The organism is Mycobacterium intermedium, from assembly GCF_002086275.1.
In the GTDB taxonomy this organism is placed as follows: domain Bacteria; phylum Actinomycetota; class Actinomycetes; order Mycobacteriales; family Mycobacteriaceae; genus Mycobacterium; species Mycobacterium intermedium.
In genome coordinates, this window is sequence record NZ_MVHT01000069.1 from 22,298 (window position 1) to 36,412 (window position 14,115).

Here is a 14,115-nt window from a genome sequence, read left to right on the forward strand (position 1 = left end):
AAGTGTAGGTGGAACACCAACACCGGTTGTCCGGCTATATACGGGCCTTTGGCTCAGATGCCGGTACGGTCAACATGTGTCAACGCAGCGCGCTGGATCGACGGTGGAGCCGAGCCACCGCTCGATACTCCGCAATCTTCCCGGTGTGCCCTGGTGGGCCGCAGTGCTTCTCGCCGCCGGGACGACTGCGGTTGGGTACTTGCTTGATGCCGGTCACAAGGAGTTGACCCACACCTTCGCGGGCCTCTACATCGCCGGTTGCGTGGCAGCGGTGCTGGTGGTGCGCCAGTCTGCCGTCTTCACCGCCGTCATCCAACCGCCCCTGATTCTGTTCTGCGCGGTGCCGGGCGCCTATTGGACGTTCCACGGCGGCAAGATCGATAAGTTGAAAGACCTGCTGATCAACTGCGGCTATCCACTCATCGAGCGGTTCCCGCTGATGCTGGGGACCGCCGGCGGCGTACTTTTGCTCGGTCTGATCCGTTGGTTCATCGGAAGCGCACAACGCACCGGTGCAGTGGCAAACGCCACACAAGACGCCGCAGAAGACGCTGCCGTACCCAACCCGCGGCCGTCGCTCTTCAGTGGGATCGCAGCGAAACTCAGTTCGCTGCTGGACAGTCCCGAGACCGACGACGACGAATCGTCCGGCACCGACTCGCAACCGGCCCACAAGATCAACCGGTCCAGCAGAAGCAACCGCACCTCGCGAACCAGCCGGGCGGGCGAACGTTCGGCACGAACCCGTTCCGGTTCCCGTTCCCGGCACGCCCGGCCACCGTTGGACGAGCGTGGCGAACCGGCCGCCGACCGTCCGCGCCGCCCGCGCAGAACGCCCCCGAGCGCCGCGGCGGATTTCGACGCCGACGAGCCACCCCGCCGGTCGCGCCGCCGTCCGCCCCCGCCCGAGTCGGACCTACGGGCCCAGCCGCCGCGGGAGATGCGTCGGGACCCGCACCCGCGCCGCAATCCTTACGAACGGCCCTACGACCGCCCTCAGCGCCGCAGCAGCCGCTTCGATCCCTACGAGGGCTATGAGCCGTCGGACCCGCCGGAACGCGAGCGGGAACGCGAACGCGAACGCCCCAGCCGGCGCCGGGAGAACCCCTACGACCGGTACGCGCCCTACGAACCGCCGCCCCGGCGGCGCTCGACGCCCAGCGGAAACGGCGCAAGCCCGACACACCATCCGATTTCGCAGGTCCGGTACCGCACGTCAGCGCCGAGGGAGGAAATCCTCGACGAGCCCCGGCACGAGCGGCGGAGCCGACCACGGGCGCCCCGCAAGACGCAGCCAGAACCCTGGGAATAGGCCCGCAGATCTAGCTTGACCGGCTGGGCCGGATCTCGCGGGGCAGCGCGAACACCAACGTCTCGTTGGCCGTGGTCACCGGTTGCACCATGTCGAACCCGCAGTCGGCGAGCCGTTCCAGCACACCGCGCACCAGCACTTCAGGCACCGACGCACCGGAGGTGACCCCCACCGTGGTAACCCCGTCCAGCCACGCCGGATCGATGTCGTCGGCCCAGTCGACCAGGTAGGCGGCCCGGGACCCGGCGTTCAGCGCCACCTCGACCAGTCGGACCGAATTGGACGAATTGCGCGAACCGACGACGATCACCAGCTCGCACTCCGGGGCCATCGCCTTGACGGCGACCTGCCGGTTCTGGGTCGCGTAGCAGATGTCGTCGCTGGGCGGATCCTTGAGCTTGGGGAATCGCTGCCGCAGCCGCTCGACGATCTCCATGGTCTCGTCGACGGACAGCGTGGTCTGGGACAGCCAGATCACCTTGTCCTCGTCCCGCACGGTCACGCTGTCGACGGATTCCACGCCGTCCACCAGTTGCACGTGGTCGGGGGCCTCCCCGGCCGTGCCGATGACTTCCTCGTGGCCCTCGTGACCGATCAGCAGGATGTCGTAGTCGTCGCGGGCGAAGCGCTTGGCCTCGTTGTGCACCTTGGTGACCAACGGGCAGGTGGCGTCGATGGTCTGCAAATTGCGCTCAGCGGCGGCCGCGTACACCGTAGGCGCCACTCCGTGCGCGGAGAACACCACGATGGCCCCTTCGGGCACTTCGTCGGTCTCCTCGACGAACACCGCTCCCGCCTGGGCCAGGGTGTCCACCACGTGCCGGTTGTGCACGATCTCGTGACGCACGTAGACGGGCGCACCGTACTTTTCCAGCGCGCGTTCCACCGTCTCGACGGCGCGGTCCACGCCCGCGCAGTAGCCGCGCGGCTCGGCGAGCAGCACTCGCTTGCGGTTTTGGATTCCAGAAGCCACCGAGATCGAAGCACCGGGAATCCCCATGTCGATAGGCGGCACCATGATGTTCAGGGTACGTAACCCCGACGCGGGTCCGCCATCACCGCGTCTTCAGCTTGGAGTTAGCCGCAGCTTCAGGCAATCTTGGACACATGGCTAGTGCACCGTATGGCGTTCGGCTCATTGTCGGCGCGGCAACAGTCGCCGTGGAGGAGACGATGAGGCTGCCGCGAACCATCCTGATGTATCCGATGACGCTGGCAAGTCAGGCGGCGCACCTGGTGATGCGGTTTCAGCAAAACCTGGCCGAACTTGTGATCAAGGGCGACAACACGCTCGAGTCGATCTTCCCGCCCAAGGACGAGCAGCCCGAATGGGCGGTTTTCGACGAGGACCTCGAGGTCATCGATGGCGAGGGGGGCTCGTTCCCGTCCCCCGGCGGCCCTGACGCCGACAGCGACCGCCGAGCCGAGGGACGGTTCGCGCTGTACTCGGTTTCCGACGTACCGGACTCGGCAAGCGCAGCTTCCCAGCCGAACTCCACCGACCGGCAGCCGTCGTCCGGGTCTGACGTCGAGCCGCCGGCGGTGGCCACCGAACTCGACTACCCGTCCCTGACCCTGGCCCAGCTGCGGGCTCGCCTGCAATCGTTGAGCGTCTCCGAGCTCGAAACCCTGCTGGCCTACGAGCAGGCCACCAAGGCCCGCGCCCCGTTCCAGACGCTGATCGCCAACAGGATCACCCGCGCGTCCGCGAAGTGACCCGGGCCGCAGCAGGGAATTCGGCCGAGAATCCGTTCCCGGTACGCGCGGTGGCCATTCGGGTCGCGGGCTGGATCGACCGACTCGGCACGGTGTGGGTCGAGGGGCAACTTGCCCAGATCACCATGCGGCCCAACTCCGCCACCGTGTTCATGGTGTTGCGTGATCCCGCTGCCGACATGTCGCTCACCGTCACCTGTTCGCGAGACCTGGTGCTCAGCGCACCGGTCAGATTGACCGAAGGCACCCAGGTGGTGGTCTGCGGCAAGCCGCAGTTCTACACCGGTCGGGGCACGTTCTCGTTGCGGCTCAGCGAGATCCGCGCCGTCGGCGTCGGTGAACTGCTGGCCCGGATCGAACGGCTGCGCCGACTGCTGGACGCCGAAGGTCTCTTCGATCCGCGCCTCAAGCGGCCGATCCCGTTTCTGCCCAACATGATCGGCCTGATCACCGGTCGCGCCAGCGCGGCCGAGCGGGACGTGACGACGGTGGCCACCTCGCGCTGGCCCGCGGTGCGGTTCGCCGTCCGCAACACCGCGGTACAGGGACCCAACGCCGTCCCGCAGATCGTCGAGGCGTTGCGGGAACTCGATCGCCACGTCGAGGTGGACGTGATCGTGCTGGCGCGCGGCGGCGGCAGCGTCGAGGACCTATTGCCGTTTTCCGACGAGACGCTGTGCCGTGCCATCTCGGCCTGCCGCACGCCGGTGATCAGCGCGGTCGGCCACGAACCCGACAACCCGTTGTGCGACCTGGTCGCCGATCTGCGGGCCGCCACTCCCACCGACGCGGCCAAGAAGGTGGTCCCCGACACCGCAGCCGAACAGCGCCTGATCGACGACCTGCGTCGGCGCAGCGCACAGGCGCTGCGCAACTGGGTTCACCGCGAGGAGCGAGCGTTGGCCCACTTGCGTAACCGGCCGGTGCTGGCCGACCCGCTCAAGATGATCACGACACGCGCCGACGAAGTGGACCGGGCCCGCTCGGCACTGCGCCGCGACATCAACCGCCTGATCCACGCCGAAAGTGAGCGCATCGGCCACCTCGGCGCGCGGCTGGCGACCTTGGGCCCGGCGGCCACCCTGGCCCGCGGGTATGCCGTCGTGCAGACCGTGACCGGCACCGATACCCAGATACTGCGTTCGATCGACGACGCCCCCGCCGGCACCAAGCTGCGGGTGCGGGTCGCCGACGGCGCCATAGCCGCTGTGAGCGAAGGACACCCTCCCCATGACTGATGAGACTTCTGACCAGACTCCAATTACGCCTATTAGTGAGCTCGGCTATGAGAAATGCCGAGACGAACTGATCGAAGTCGTGCGTCTTTTGGAACAGGGCGGGCTGGACCTTGATGCGTCGCTGAAACTGTGGGAAAGGGGCGAACAACTAGCCAAACGGTGCGAAGAGCACTTAGCTGGCGCCCGTCAGCGGGTGGCCGATGCCCTCGGCGCGGGCGACACCGCGCAAGACTGACCCAAACCAAAATAGTTATTCCAAACTGGAACACGTTTCACTATGCTTCGCCGCATGGGTGATGCATCTCTGACAACCGAACTCGGCCGCGTACTGGTTACCGGGGGCTCCGGCTTCGTCGGCGCCAATCTGGTCAAGACATTGCTCGACCGCGGACATTTTGTCCGTTCCTTCGACCGGGCGCCGTCGCCGCTGCCGCAACACCCGCAACTGGAGGTGCTGCAGGGAGACATCACCGACAAGGCCACCTGCGAAGCAGCGGTGGACGGCATCGACACGATCATTCACACGGCCGCGATCATCGAGTTGATGGGTGGCGACTCGGTGACCGAGGAGTACCGGCAGCGCAGCTTCTCGGTCAATGTCGGCGGCACCCAGAACCTGGTGGAGTCCGGCCAGAAAGCCGGCGTCAAGCGCTTCGTCTACACGTCATCCAACAGCGTGGTCATGGGCGGCCAAAACATCGCCGGCGGCGATGAGACGCTCCCCTACACCGACCGGTTCAACGACCTCTACACCGAAACCAAAGTGGTCGCCGAAAAATATGTGTTGGGGCAGAACGGCGTTGACGGCATGCTGACGTGCGCCATCCGCCCCAGCGGCATCTGGGGCAGCGGCGACCAGACGATGTTCCGCAAGCTGTTCGAAAGCGTGATCAAGGGCCACACCAAGGTCCTGGTCGGCAAGAAGTCGGTGAAGCTGGATAACTCCTACGTGCACAACCTGATTCACGGTTTCATCCTGGCCGGCCAACATCTGGTGCCCGGCGGCACCGCACCCGGCGAGGCGTACTTCGTCAACGACGCCGAACCGATCAACATGTTCGAGTTCGCCCGGCCGGTGGTGGAGGCGTGCGGCGAAAAGTGGCCCAAGGTAAGGGTTCCCGCGCCAGCCGTACACTGGGCCATGACGAATTGGCAGCGGCTGCACTTCCGGTTCGGGCTCCCGGCACCCCTGATCGAGCCGTTGGCCATCGAACGGATCTCGACGGACAACTACTTCTCAATTGCCAAGGCGCGCCGCGATCTTGGCTACGAGCCGCTGTTCACCACCGAGCAGGCCCTGGCCGAATGTCTGCCCTACTACATCGAGTTGTTCAACAAGATGAAGAGCGAGGCTCAGGCGGCCAAGAAGGCGGGCAAGCGCGCCCCGGCGGCCAGCGGGTCGCGCTGAGCACTAGAGGCTGGGCGCCTATCGAAAGCTCACCATCTGACGACCCCACGCGGATCGGATGCGCGCATCCAGGTCGGGCACGAGAGCGTCGCGCTTGTCGATGACCAGGCAGGCACGGTCGGGGTCCTGATACGAGGGCCACTCCGGCTCACCGGCCGCACCCTCCGGCTTTCCGTGGGTGGCGAAGTTGGTCCACCGCCGCCGTATTCGCTCGGATATCGCGTATGCGGTCTTGGCGCCACCGAGCCGCAGCGTCGGATCCTTGGGCATACCGAGATTGCCCCAGACATAAGGCAATTCGGTGGCATGCGCGGCGCGGACCTGCAGCAGCCTCAGCAACGGCGTCGCATAGTCGAACCGGTAGAGATATATCGGAGCCACCTCGCGGTGCCCGTCGGCGAGCCACAGTGTCGGCATCCGGAAGCCGACGTCGGTGGCGATGCTGAGGTAGCGCGACTTGGCCCGGTGGCGCGCGTACGCCGAAACGATCTCCTCTTCGGTGGGCAGCTGCAGGTCGGGTTGTTCGGCGGCGATCTGGGTGAACATCGACGTGATCGCGTGTGGAGTGATCGGCATCAGCGGCGACCTCAGCAACCGGAACAGCGCCGCCTCGTGCTTGTTGGTGCCGATGATCAGCGGGATCGGCAGTAGCCGGCCCTGCTGGGCCAACTTCACCGGATAGTCGTGCAGCAACTCGCCGTCGATGATCGGGACGAATGCCAGCGTGCCGGGGTTGCGGACGGGCACCTCGTCGAACACTTCGCGCGCGGCAGCCACGAACGCCGCCGTCGACACATCCGGGACTTTCGCGATGTCGGACGGGCTCAGTCCAAGTTTGTCGAGGACGCATTCGGCGACCCGGCGCGCCCGCTCCCGGTCATACACCGATGTGGCCGGCGAACTCTGTGCGATCCCCCGGGCGAACAGTCCCTCGGCCGCCGGGCTGGCCAGCAGCGTGGTGACGATGCCTGCGCCGGCCGATTCACCGAACAGCGTCACCTTGGCGGGATCACCCCCGAATGCCGCGATGTTGTCGCGCACCCAGCGCAACGCTGCCAGCACGTCGTGCAGACCGACGTTGGCGTCGAACCGCTGTCGGGATGTGCTGAACGACGACAGGTCCAGAAAGCCCAACGCCCCCAGGCGGTAGTTGACGGTCACCACGATCACGTCGCCGTCGCCGGCCAGGCGCGTACCGTCATACAGCGGCTGGCTCCCCGATCCCATCACGTAGGCGCCGCCGTGCAGCCACACCATCACCGCTTTGCCGGCGCCGGGTTCGGTGCCGGCCGGTGCCCAGATATTCAGGCTCAGACAGTCCTCGCCCTGCGGTGCGCCCAGGTCGACGGCCATGTTCGGTATTACCGGTTGCGGGCAGGCCGGCCCATTGCGCGTGGCGTCGGCGACCTCGGTCCAGCGCCGAGGTGGTTGGGGTGCGCGAAAACGGAGGTCGCCGACCGGCGGTGCCCCATACCGAAGGCCCCGCCACACCTTGACGCGCCCGACCCGGCACCCCCGGACTGGCCCGTAGGAAGTCTCAACGACACAGTTGTCCACGCCCTCCTATCTACCGTCGAGCAGACGCAAAATCCCACGATTGGGGCCGAAATCACGCGAGTTTGCGTCTTCTCGCGCGTAATGTTGCGCTCCGCATGAACACGGAATTCACGCTGACCCAGAAGCGCGCTCTCGCGATCATCACCATGATCGCGCTGCTGTTCGGCGCGTATTTCCTCCGCCAATACTTCGTGCTGATCGTGGTCGCAGCCGTCTTCGCGTACCTGTTCACGCCGCTGTTCAATTGGTTCAACAAGCGCGTCAACACCGGCTTGTCGGCCACCTTCACCCTGTTGTCGGCGCTGGCCGTCGTGATCGTGCCGGTGGGACTGCTGGTGGGGCTGGCGATCGTTCAGATCGCCCGGATGGTCGAGCACGTCGCAGACTGGGTCAAGGCGACCAACCCCAGCGAGCTCGGCCAGAAGGCGCTCCAACTGGTGAACGACTTCCTGTCCCGGATTCCGTTCGCCCACGTCACCGTCACCGAGGAGCAGCTACGCAAGGCGATGATCACGGTCGCGCAGACGGCCGGCGAATGGCTGCTGCGCTTCCTGCAAACCACCGCGGGGAGCCTCGCCGGTGCCATTACCTCTGCGATCATCTTCCTGTACGTGTTCGTCGCGCTGCTGACCAACCAGGAAAAGCTGCGCACCCTGATCGGCCAACTCAACCCGCTGGGCGAAGAGGCGACGGACCTGTACCTGAAAAAGATGGGTTCCATGGTGCGCGGCACCGTGAACGGCCAGTTCGTCATCGCGTTCTGCCAGGGTGTCACCGGCGCCGCGTCCATCTACATCGCCGGATTCCACCACGGCTTCTTCATCTTCGCGATCCTGCTGACCGCGTTGTCGATCATTCCGCTGGGCGGCGGGATCGTGACCATTCCGTTCGGCATAGGGATGGTCCTCTTCGGCAACATCGGCGGTGGCATCTTCGTGATGCTCATCCACTTCCTTGTGGTCACCAACATCGACAACTTCTTGCGCCCGATCCTGGTGCCGCGTGATGCGCGGCTGAACTCCGCGCTGATGTTGCTGTCGGTGTTCGCCGGAATCAGCATGTTCGGCCCGTGGGGCATCATCATCGGACCGGTGCTGATGATCATCATCGTCACCACCATCGACGTCTACCTGGCGGTCTACAAGGGCGTCGAACTGAAACCGGTCGAGCCGAAAGCTGGTAAGCGCAGCTTGTTTTCCCGCGGCTCGCGCGACACTAACGACGAGAGCGCGGCTAAGTCAGCCGCTGAGTGAGGAACTCGACCACCCGCTTGCGGGCTTCATACGCCGGCTGGCCGTCGACCTCGCGGACCTCGTCGGTCAGCACCGAGTGCGCCATCTTGGTGAAGCCGTGTGGGTTGCCCGGGCTGGAATCGATCTCGATCACTTCGAACGCGTCGCCGAGCCGCTTCTTGAGCGTCTGGAACCGTTCGCCGGGGGCCGTCTTGTCCTCGCTGAACCGCAACCCGATGGCGCACAGGCCGTCATTCGCGCAGCGGTCGGCGACGACACCCAACTCAACCTCACTCAGTCCGGGATCGCGGCGGTGGGCTGCCGTCAGCGGGAACGGCACCGACGGCTGGCTGAGCACCGGGGCCAACACGCTGTCGTCGACGGCGGCCGCCAGCGCGAAACCCCCGGTGAAGCACTGCCCGATCACGCCGACGCCCTTGCCCGGCGTGGACGCATTGAGGTCGCGGGCCAACGCCCGCAGGAACAGCGCCACCGGCCGCTGCTTGTTGGTGGCCAGCGCCGCGAATTCCCGCGCCACACAAACCCGCGCGATCTGCGAGGCGATATAAGCCCCGGAAACCGGCTTACCCGGGGTGCCGAACAGCGACGGCATGGCGACGGTGAAGCCGTTGTCCACCAGATGGTTCCCCAGGGCCAACACCCCCGGGTGGATGCCGGGCAACTCCGGGATCAGGACCACCCCTGGACCCGACCCTTTGCGATACACGTCGTGGGTGTAGCCACCGCCGGTGAAGGGCGAGGCCGACCATCCGGTCAGGTCCGCTGCGGGTGCGGTCATAAAGGTTCCTACCTGTCTTTGTCGTCGCCAACCAACCAACAAGAGCTAACGAGTGCTCGGTAACGGCGGTTCAGACTGGACTGCCGCCGCAAGGGTGCGGAATTGTTCGGCGCTGCCCGCGCCGGTGACCGCGATCTGGGTGGGGCCGGAGGGACTGGCGATGCGGGTCGTCCACACCGGCTCCAACCCATTACCGTTCGGGTCGGTTCCCTCGTAGACAACCCAGGTGGTGCCGGAGACGTCGACCGTCCCGGTCGGGTGCATGCCCGGATGGATGGACGCGACGAGCTTGTCCTCGTCGGCGTTGCTCTGGGTCAGGCTCAGATACATCCCGGTCGGGCTGATGTATCCCACGGTCGAGGTAGTCGCGTTCAGCCGCTGACCGCTGGCCGTGTCCGTGCGCCCGTTCTCGATACCCGAGCGACCACCGGAGTTCGGCTGCCATCCCGCGGGCAATCGCGGAAGACGGATGGGGAACCCCAGCGTCACGGCGTCGGCCCGCAAGGCCGTCGCCGCGTCGTAGGAAGGGATGGTGCCCCGGGTGGTCCCGCCCGGCTTGAAGGAGCACATCCCGACCATCCCCGCCAGCAGGATGCACCCGAGCACCAGCGGTGCCAGCGACCAGAACATGTCGCGACCGTCCTGCAACACCCGCGGTTTGGCCGGCTTGGGGCTCGGCTGCGGCTCAACGGTCACTCCGCCAGTATCCCAGCTCCAGCCCACCGATCCGCTTCTGGGACAATCTCTGGGGATGAACGACGGGCTCCAACCTTGAACGAAGGGCTCCAACCTTGAACGAAGGGCTCCAACCATGACTTCTCAGGGACCACGTTCGACCGCGGTGGCAGACCACGATCCGGCAAACCCGCGGACGTCGCGCGGGGAAGCCCCGGACCGCAACCTGGCCCTGGAGCTGGTGCGGGTCACCGAGGCAGGCGCCATGGCCGCGGGCCGCTGGGTGGGTCGCGGCGACAAGGAAGGCGGCGACGGCGCAGCGGTCGATGCGATCCGTGAACTGGTGAACTCGGTCTCTATGCGCGGTGTCGTGGTCATCGGCGAGGGCGAAAAAGACGAAGCGCCGATGCTCTACAACGGCGAAGAGGTGGGCAACGGCGACGGCCCCGAGTGCGACTTCGCGGTGGACCCGATCGACGGCACCACGTTGATGAGCAAGGGCATGCCCAACGCCATCTCGGTGCTGGCGGTGGCAGATCGCGGCGCGATGTTCGACCCGTCGGCGGTCTTCTACATGAACAAGATCGCCGTCGGCCCCGAGGCCGCGCACGTGCTGGACATCACCGCCCCCATCGCCGAGAACGTCCGCGCGGTCGCCAAGGTCAAGGGCCTGTCGGTGCGGGACATGACCGTGTGCATTCTGGACCGGCCGCGGCACGCCCAGCTGATCGCCGACGTCCGCGCCACCGGCGCCCGCATCCGGCTGATCACCGACGGCGACGTGGCCGGTGCCATCTCGGCCTGCCGTCCCCAATCCGGCACCGACATTTTGGCCGGCATCGGCGGCACCCCCGAGGGCATCATCGCGGCCGCGGCCATCCGCTGTATGGGCGGCGCCATTCAGGCGCAGCTGGCGCCCAAGGACGAGGCCGAACGCCGCAAGGCGCTCGACGCCGGCTACGACCTGGACCAGGTGCTGACCACCGAGGACCTGGTGTCCGGGGAGAACGTCTTCTTCTGCGCCACCGGAGTGACCGACGGCGACTTGCTCAAGGGCGTTCGTTACCAGCCGGGGGGCTGCACCACCCAGTCGATCGTGATGCGGTCGAAGTCGGGCACGGTGCGAATGATCGAGGCCTATCACCGGCTCTCGAAGCTCAACGAGTACTCCGCGATCGACTTCACCGGCGACAGCACCGCCGCCTATCCCCTGCCCTGACCCATCACGGATTGCGAGGAACCCCTTCAAAATGGCCGACGACGCCGAATACCGCATCGAGCACGACACCATGGGCGAGGTCCGGGTGCCGGCCAAAGCGTTGTGGCGCGCACAGACTCAGCGCGCGGTGGAGAATTTCCCGATCTCTGGCCGGCCGCTCGAGCGCGCCCAGATCCGCGCGTTGGGCCTGCTGAAGGGCGCCTGCGCCCAGGTGAACAAGGACCTGGGTCTGCTGGCGCCGGAGAAGGCCGACGCGATCATTGCGGCGGCGGCCGAGATCGCCGACGGCCAGCACGACGACCAGTTCCCGATCGACGTCTTCCAGACCGGTTCGGGCACCAGCTCCAACATGAACACCAACGAGGTGATCGCGTCCATCGCGGCCAAGAACGGCGTGACGGTGCACCCCAACGACGACGTCAACATGTCGCAGTCGTCGAACGACACCTTCCCCACCGCCACCCACATCGCGGCCACCGAAGCGGCGGTGCGCCATCTCGTTCCGGCCCTCGAGGTGCTGCACAAAGCGCTGTCGGACAAGGCTCTCGAGTGGCACACGGTGGTGAAGTCCGGGCGAACGCACCTCATGGACGCCGTTCCCGTGACCCTCGGCCAGGAGTTCAGCGGGTATGCCCGCCAGATCGAGGCCGGCATTGAGCGGGTGCGCGCCACCCTGCCCCGGCTGGGCGAACTGGCGATCGGCGGCACCGCGGTCGGCACCGGCCTCAACGCTCCCGAAGGCTTCGGCGTCAAGGTGGTCTCGGTTCTGGTAGCCGAGACGGGCTTGTCCGAATTGCGGACGGCAGCAAATTCTTTCGAGGCGCAGGCCGCGCGGGACGGATTGGTCGAGGCGTCCGGAGCGCTGCGCACGATCGCGGTCTCGCTGACCAAGATCGCCAACGACATCCGCTGGATGGGGTCCGGGCCACTGACCGGCCTCGCCGAGATTCAGCTGCCCGACCTGCAGCCCGGTAGCTCGATCATGCCGGGCAAGGTGAATCCGGTGCTGCCGGAGGCCGTCACGCAGGTGGCCGCGCAGGTGATCGGCAACGACGCCGCGATCGCCTGGGGTGGGGCCGGCGGCGCCTTCGAGCTCAACGTCTACATCCCGATGATGGCCCGCAACATCCTCGAGTCGTTCAAGCTGCTGACCAACGTGTCGAGGCTGTTCGCCGAGCGCTGCATCGTCGGGCTCAAGGCGAACGTCGACCACCTGCGTGAATTGGCCGAGTCGTCCCCATCGATCGTGACCCCGCTAAACTCGGCCATCGGCTATGAGGAGGCAGCCGCGGTTGCCAAGCAAGCGCTCAAGGAACGCAAGACGATTCGCCAAACCGTCATCGACCGCGGGCTGATCGGCGACAAGCTGTCGATCGAGGAACTGGACCGCCGCCTCGATGTCCTGGCGATGGCCAAGGTCGAACCTGTCGACTAGCCCCCGCTGGGAGGTTCCCGAGAGCGTCAGCGGCGACGCGGCTGTTTGACCCGCCTCGGCGCGAGGTGGTCCTTGAGAGTGAGGGTGATATTCGATGACGGCTCCTCCCGGCGGTCCCTACGGTCAGGATCCCTACGGATCGAACCCCTACGGGCAGGGCCAGTACTGGGGCGGTCAGCCGCAGGGCGGACAGCCGCAGGGGGGGCAGCCGCAGGGCGGCGGTTATCCCTACCCGCCACCGGACGGTTCGTATCCACCAGCCAACCCCTACGCCAATCCCCAGGGGACGGATCCGTACGGCCAGGGCGGCTACCCACCGCAGCCGTATCCGCAGACCGGTCAGCAATATGTCCCGGGCTGGGGTACGGGGACCTACCCGGGCCCGGGTGGGCCGCCACCGGGTGGGAGCTCGAAGACACCGTGGTTGGTTCTCGCCGGTATCGCGATATTGGGCGTCATCGCGTTGGTGGTCATCCTGGTGGTTGCCCTGGGCGGCGGGGATTCGTCGCCCTCGCCGTCGCATTCCCCGACAACTAGCGCCGCTGGGCCGTCGTCGGGACCGATCAGTTCCGATCAGACGGCCACCGACTGCACGGACAATGTGTCCGGCGGCGCGCCGCCCACCGGCGACACCGTGACTGCGGGCAAGCTTTCCTTCCCAATCAGCGCGGCGCCCGGTTGGTCGCCGTACTCCGATGACCAGAACCCGAACCTCATCGGCGCGGTAGGCCTGGGCGCGGAGGTGCCCGGCGCCAACCAGTGGATGATGCAGGTCGAGGTCGCCATCACGAATTTTGTCCCCAGCATGGACGTCGCCGCCCAAGCCGCGAAACTGATTCAGTGCGTGGCCAAAGGCCCCGGCTACATTCAGTCGCAACCCACCCTGGGCCCGTTGAAGAAGTCGACGACGACGGTCGACGGGGTCAAGGCCGCCCGGGTGGATGCCGACATCACGATCGGCGACACCACTCGCAACGTCAAGGGTGACTCGGTGGTGATCATCGCGGTCGACACGAAACCGGTCACGATCTTCCTGGGCGCGACTCCGATCGGCGACACCGGGTCGCAAGCCATCGTCAACAAGGTGATCGCGGCGCTGAAAGTGGCCAAGTAGCTCGAGGCCCGGCTCGAGACCGCGTCATCCCTCAGCCGTCGGGCTGGAGACATGCGTCGCCTCCGAACGGCCGCGCAACACGGTGGAATAGCACTCGGCCCAGCGCTCGCGTTCTTCCTCGGTGGCGCGGTCGAGTGCCGCGGACGAGCACAGGATCCGCCGGTCGGACGTCTTGGCGAGGTCGGCCAGCCGCGCCGCCTCGTTGACTGCGTCCCCGATAACCGTGTATTCGTACCGGTTTTCGGCGCCGATGTTGCCCGCGAAGACGCGCCCCGCGGACACACCGATGCCGAAATCGACCACGGGCAGCAGTCGGCGTAGCTCGGTGCCTAACCCAGATTTTTCGTGAAATGCCTCGAGAAACGGGGTGTAGATAAGCGAAAGTGCCTGTCCTGCAAGGGATAATTGGA

Annotated in this window: 14 protein-coding genes; 9 read left to right on the forward strand and 5 right to left on the reverse strand. The window is 66.4% G+C overall.

Translation table 11 applies throughout. The features are described 5' to 3' along the window. Nucleotides 1-76 precede the first annotated feature (76 nt). Nucleotides 77-1,312, forward strand: coding sequence for a DUF6542 domain-containing protein (locus tag BST27_RS21440; protein WP_197518165.1), 1,236 nt, complete (start codon nucleotides 77-79; stop codon nucleotides 1,310-1,312). Nucleotides 1,313-1,322: 10 nt separating this feature from the next. Here BST27_RS21440 and BST27_RS21445 read toward each other — a convergent pair whose 3' ends face one another. After that, nucleotides 1,323-2,330, reverse strand: a complete 1,008-nt coding sequence (locus BST27_RS21445) for a 4-hydroxy-3-methylbut-2-enyl diphosphate reductase (protein WP_069420931.1) — start codon at nucleotides 2,328-2,330, stop codon at nucleotides 1,323-1,325. A gap of 89 nt (nucleotides 2,331-2,419) precedes the next feature. On the opposite strand from BST27_RS21445, the gene BST27_RS21450 reads away from it, so the two are divergent. The 4 genes from BST27_RS21450 to BST27_RS21465 are packed head-to-tail and all read left to right on the forward strand — an operon-like array spanning nucleotide 2,420 to nucleotide 5,674. Beyond that, nucleotides 2,420-3,028 carry a lipid droplet-associated protein gene (locus BST27_RS21450; RefSeq protein ID WP_069420932.1) on the forward strand — a complete coding sequence of 203 codons (609 nt, stop codon included), beginning with the start codon at nucleotides 2,420-2,422 and terminating at the stop codon, nucleotides 3,026-3,028. After that, nucleotides 3,025-4,266, forward strand: coding sequence for an exodeoxyribonuclease VII large subunit (xseA, locus tag BST27_RS21455; protein ID WP_069420933.1), 1,242 nt, complete (start codon nucleotides 3,025-3,027; stop codon nucleotides 4,264-4,266). The genes BST27_RS21450 and xseA overlap by 4 nt, the downstream gene beginning before the upstream one ends. Further along, a complete protein-coding gene (locus tag BST27_RS21460) occupies nucleotides 4,259-4,501 on the forward strand; it encodes an exodeoxyribonuclease VII small subunit (protein ID WP_069420934.1) in 243 nt (80 codons plus the stop codon). The genes xseA and BST27_RS21460 overlap by 8 nt, the downstream gene beginning before the upstream one ends. A gap of 42 nt (nucleotides 4,502-4,543) precedes the next feature. Beyond that, nucleotides 4,544-5,674, forward strand: coding sequence for a 3-beta-hydroxysteroid dehydrogenase (locus BST27_RS21465; RefSeq protein ID WP_069420935.1), 1,131 nt, complete (start codon nucleotides 4,544-4,546; stop codon nucleotides 5,672-5,674). Nucleotides 5,675-5,692: 18 nt separating this feature from the next. On the opposite strand, the gene BST27_RS21470 is transcribed toward BST27_RS21465, so the two are convergent. Then, the gene (locus BST27_RS21470) at nucleotides 5,693-7,231 is read right to left on the reverse strand and encodes a carboxylesterase/lipase family protein (RefSeq protein ID WP_069420936.1); all 1,539 of its coding nucleotides are present in this window, start codon (nucleotides 7,229-7,231) and stop codon (nucleotides 5,693-5,695) included. A 95-nt stretch (nucleotides 7,232-7,326) separates the two neighbouring features. On the opposite strand from BST27_RS21470, the gene BST27_RS21475 reads away from it, so the two are divergent. Further along, complete coding sequence (locus tag BST27_RS21475) at nucleotides 7,327-8,484, forward strand: AI-2E family transporter (RefSeq protein ID WP_069420937.1); 1,158 nt, start codon at nucleotides 7,327-7,329, stop codon at nucleotides 8,482-8,484. Here the strand turns inward: BST27_RS21475 and BST27_RS21480 are convergent. Next, nucleotides 8,465-9,262, reverse strand: a complete 798-nt coding sequence (locus BST27_RS21480; protein ID WP_069420938.1) for a dienelactone hydrolase family protein — start codon at nucleotides 9,260-9,262, stop codon at nucleotides 8,465-8,467. The two genes, BST27_RS21475 and BST27_RS21480, sit on opposite strands and share 20 nt — an antisense overlap. Nucleotides 9,263-9,307: 45 nt before the next feature. Further along, nucleotides 9,308-9,958 carry a DUF4245 domain-containing protein gene (locus BST27_RS21485; protein ID WP_069420939.1) on the reverse strand — a complete coding sequence of 217 codons (651 nt, stop codon included), beginning with the start codon at nucleotides 9,956-9,958 and terminating at the stop codon, nucleotides 9,308-9,310. A gap of 115 nt (nucleotides 9,959-10,073) precedes the next feature. On the opposite strand from BST27_RS21485, the gene glpX reads away from it, so the two are divergent. The 3 genes from glpX to BST27_RS21500 all read left to right on the forward strand — a co-directional run bounded on the left by glpX (nucleotide 10,074) and on the right by BST27_RS21500 (nucleotide 13,705). Further along, the gene (gene glpX, locus BST27_RS21490) at nucleotides 10,074-11,156 is read left to right on the forward strand and encodes a class II fructose-bisphosphatase (RefSeq protein WP_139805283.1); all 1,083 of its coding nucleotides are present in this window, start codon (nucleotides 10,074-10,076) and stop codon (nucleotides 11,154-11,156) included. Nucleotides 11,157-11,187: 31 nt separating this feature from the next. Further along, nucleotides 11,188-12,591: a class II fumarate hydratase gene (locus BST27_RS21495; protein ID WP_069420940.1), complete on the forward strand. Its 1,404-nt coding sequence runs from the start codon at nucleotides 11,188-11,190 to the stop codon at nucleotides 12,589-12,591. Nucleotides 12,592-12,685: 94 nt separating this feature from the next. Then, entirely contained in the window at nucleotides 12,686-13,705 is a 1,020-nt protein-coding gene (locus BST27_RS21500; protein ID WP_069420941.1) for a hypothetical protein, read from the forward strand. Between the two features lie 24 nt (nucleotides 13,706-13,729). On the opposite strand, the gene BST27_RS21505 is transcribed toward BST27_RS21500, so the two are convergent. Further along, nucleotides 13,730-14,115 (reverse strand): adenylate/guanylate cyclase domain-containing protein (locus BST27_RS21505; protein ID WP_139805284.1); only part of this gene is annotated, 386 nt, incomplete at its 5' end.

Coding starts and splice junctions, on each gene's coding strand:
- BST27_RS21445 (WP_069420931.1), bottom strand. CDS start 2,330: ATGGTGCCGCCTATCGACATGGGGATTCCCGGTGCTTCGATCTCGGTG.
- BST27_RS21450 (WP_069420932.1), top strand. CDS start 2,420: ATGGCTAGTGCACCGTATGGCGTTCGGCTCATTGTCGGCGCGGCAACA.
- BST27_RS21460 (WP_069420934.1), top strand. CDS start 4,259: ATGACTGATGAGACTTCTGACCAGACTCCAATTACGCCTATTAGTGAG.
- BST27_RS21465 (WP_069420935.1), top strand. CDS start 4,544: ATGCTTCGCCGCATGGGTGATGCATCTCTGACAACCGAACTCGGCCGC.
- BST27_RS21475 (WP_069420937.1), top strand. CDS start 7,327: ATGAACACGGAATTCACGCTGACCCAGAAGCGCGCTCTCGCGATCATC.
- BST27_RS21480 (WP_069420938.1), bottom strand. CDS start 9,262: ATGACCGCACCCGCAGCGGACCTGACCGGATGGTCGGCCTCGCCCTTC.
- glpX (WP_139805283.1), top strand. CDS start 10,074: ATGACTTCTCAGGGACCACGTTCGACCGCGGTGGCAGACCACGATCCG.
- BST27_RS21495 (WP_069420940.1), top strand. CDS start 11,188: ATGGCCGACGACGCCGAATACCGCATCGAGCACGACACCATGGGCGAG.
- BST27_RS21500 (WP_069420941.1), top strand. CDS start 12,686: ATGACGGCTCCTCCCGGCGGTCCCTACGGTCAGGATCCCTACGGATCG.